Consider the following 3,172-nt stretch of genomic DNA (forward strand, 5'->3'; position numbering starts at 1 on the left):
CCGATGGACTTTGTTGCATCGAAAAGAGCGGCGCCGTGTACTTGCTGCACAGCGATGGCCGGACACTGGTGAATGCCGATCTCACCGAACTTGAGCGGGAGCTGTATCAGCGATTTTATCTGGCTGCCGCGGCTTAGACACCACGCTCGCAGCACATTGGAGATTCAATCCATTGGCGGCGGCCACCTGTCGCCTGATTGAATTGCGACAGCATTCCTTCGGTATCTTCCCGTAGCGCTGCCCTTTTCCAGAATGTTTTGTGGTCTTTTTGCCAGATCGCTTCCGGCGTGTTAGGCACGTTGCCAGTCGTTCGGATATGCAGGCAGCCATGAACCGGAAAATCGAAACATTTGCTTTTCTTTCCTCCGGCACACCGGATTCCGATCAGGCGCTACACGACCTTACAAGGATTTATGGGCAGACCGAAGCCAAGGATGCCGATGTAATTGTCGCGCTTGGCGGCGATGGCTTCATGCTGCAGACGCTGCAAAACTACATGAACCAGGGCAAGATGATCTATGGAATGAACCGTGGATCGGTCGGCTTCCTGATGAACGAGTTCAGCGACACCGCGCTGAAGGAACGTGTAGAAGCCGCGCAGTCGGAGACAATCCGGCCATTGAAGATGGTAACGGAGTCCGCCGAAGACGGTATGTTCACGGCTTTTGCGCTGAATGAAGTTTCTCTGCTGCGTCAGTCATATCAGGCGGCAAAGATCAGGATCAGTGTGGATGACAAGGTGCGGCTGGAAGAACTGATCTGCGATGGCGTCATGGTCGCAACGCCTGCCGGCTCGACCGCATATAATCTTTCAGCGCAGGGACCGATCCTGCCGCTTGATGCACGGCTCCTTGCCCTCACCCCGGTTTCCGCTTTTCGCCCCCGGCGCTGGCGCGGTGCGCTGCTACCGAACAAAGTGACCGTGCGGTTTGATATCCTCGAGCCAGAGAAACGGCCGGTCAATGCCGTCGCCGATCATATGGAAGTAAAATCCGTTCTATCGGTCACAGTTGAAGAAGCATCTCAACTCAGGGCGACCATTCTGTTTGACAAGAACCATTCCTGGAACGAACGAATTCTCAAGGAACAGTTCCTTTATTGACAACATCAGAATAAAATGATGCACAATTGTAACGAACTCTTAAATCTGAGCTGATCCAAGAGTTGACTTTTGCTGGCATGCGCCGTAACGCCATTGTCAGCAAACGCTGTGCAAATCGAGAGTGCCTGATGCTTTGATGCAGATGACGCCCTAGCCGACAACAGGCATGCGCAGCACCGACTGCAGATAGAAAGTTAAATCTCCATTGACCACCTTTGCTGACCTGGGCCTTTCGCCGAAAGTGCTCGATGCTGTAGAAGCAGCAGGATATACAATACCAACACCGATCCAGCTTGGCGCGATCCCGCATGCGCTGCAGCGCAAGGACGTTCTTGGCATCGCCCAGACCGGAACCGGCAAGACCGCCTCTTTCGTTCTGCCCATGCTGACACTTCTGGAACAGGGCCGCGCGCGGGCACGTATGCCACGCACACTCATCCTTGAACCAACGCGCGAACTCGCAGCGCAGGTTGAAGAAAACTTCGTCAAGTATGGCAAGAACCATCGCCTCAACGTCGCGTTGCTGATCGGCGGCGTTTCCTTCGACGATCAGTTGCGCAAGCTTGAACGCGGCGCTGATGTGCTGATCGCCACGCCGGGGCGGCTGCTCGATCATTTCGAGCGCGGCAAGCTGCTTTTGAGCGCTGTCGATATTCTCGTCATCGACGAAGCCGATCGCATGCTCGACATGGGCTTCATTCCCGATATCGAACGTATCTGCAAGTTGATCCCCTTCACCCGCCAGACGCTGTTCTTCTCGGCAACCATGCCGCCGGAAATCACCAAGCTGACCGAACAATTCCTGCATTCTCCCGTTCGCATCGAAGTTGCGAAGGCCGCGACAACGGCGAAGACGGTAGAGCAGCAGCTGGTCAAGTCAGGGAAGAAGGATTGGGAGAAGCGCGCTGTGCTGCGCGATCTCATCCGCGCCGAAGCCGACGGACTGAAGAACGCGATCATCTTCTGCAACCGGAAAAAAGATGTGTCCGAGCTTTTCCGCTCGCTGGTGAAGCATGAATTCGATGCCGGCGCCTTGCACGGCGACATGGATCAGCGTGCGCGCACGACAATGCTGGCGAACTTCAAGGACAACAAGTTGAAGATCCTGGTCGCGTCCGACGTCGCCGCCCGTGGGTTGGACATTCCCGATGTCAGCCACGTGTTCAATTTCGACGTTCCGATCCATTCCGAAGATTATGTTCACCGCATCGGTCGTACGGGACGCGCCGGCCGCTCCGGCAAAGCCTTCACACTCGTAACGCCAGCCGATGTCAAATATCTCGCTTCGATCGAAAAGCTGATCGGCGAGGACATCAACTGGTATGATGGTGATCTGTCCACCCTGCCCGCCTCGACCGAACAGGACGACGCACCGCGCCGTGGCCGCAATAGCCGTGACAAGAGCGCGCCAAAGCGGAGGCCTCGCAATGAGGGCCGTGAACGCGAACRCCCCCAGTCCGAAATCGACATCATCGCAGCGGCTGAAAAGGCCAAAGACGTTGATGCGCAGCCGATAGTCGATGATCAGCCGATCGTTCGTACCGCTGAGAAGCCGCAAAAGGCCGCGATCAAAGCGGAAAACGAGCAGCGGCGTGCTCGCGTCCCGCATGCCGAACCGCGCCGTGATCACCGTCGCGACCGCGATGATATGGGTTCGGCACCGATTGGCTTCGGTGATGAAATCCCGGCTTTCATGCTGATTGACACCAAGGTCTGAGAAATTTCAGGCTGTTACTTGGCCACGCGCAATGAGGCCTCGTACGCCCGCCTTGCCCATTCCGTCATGATGTCGGGGTCATCGAAAGCCTCTGCCGGGACAGACCAATAGGGCATGCCGACGGGCTTCCTGCCCTCGCGCTCATTGGTCCATTGACGGCAATTGGCTGCCTCAAATTCGGGCGCTGAGATTTTATCTGCTTTTAAGAGAATTTCGTCACTGACTTCGAGCGCAATGATGGCGCCCTCGAAATAAATGCCCTTGCCGCCAAACATGCGTTTGATCGTGACCGGCCCAAGTCCTGAAAACAAATCTTGAATTGCGTCATTATCCATGACGAAAAGGTCAGGAAG

Annotated in this window: 3 protein-coding genes; 2 read left to right on the forward strand and 1 reads right to left on the reverse strand. The window is 55.8% G+C overall.

Annotation, left to right across the window (positions count from 1 at the left end; translation table 11 throughout):
* The first annotated feature begins 316 nt into the window (after positions 1-316).
* A complete protein-coding gene (locus tag ACXJ5O_RS22700) occupies positions 317-1,102 on the forward strand; it encodes an NAD kinase (protein WP_457301877.1) in 786 nt (261 codons plus the stop codon).
* A 205-nt stretch (positions 1,103-1,307) separates the two neighbouring features.
* Entirely contained in the window at positions 1,308-2,819 is a 1,512-nt protein-coding gene (locus ACXJ5O_RS22705) for a DEAD/DEAH box helicase (protein WP_457301876.1), read from the forward strand.
* A gap of 14 nt (positions 2,820-2,833) precedes the next feature.
* Here ACXJ5O_RS22705 and ACXJ5O_RS22710 read toward each other — a convergent pair whose 3' ends face one another.
* Entirely contained in the window at positions 2,834-3,154 is a 321-nt protein-coding gene (locus ACXJ5O_RS22710; RefSeq protein WP_457301878.1) for a TfoX/Sxy family protein, read from the reverse strand.
* Positions 3,155-3,172 lie beyond the last annotated feature (18 nt).

Source organism: Phyllobacterium sp. P5_D12 (assembly GCF_054049495.1).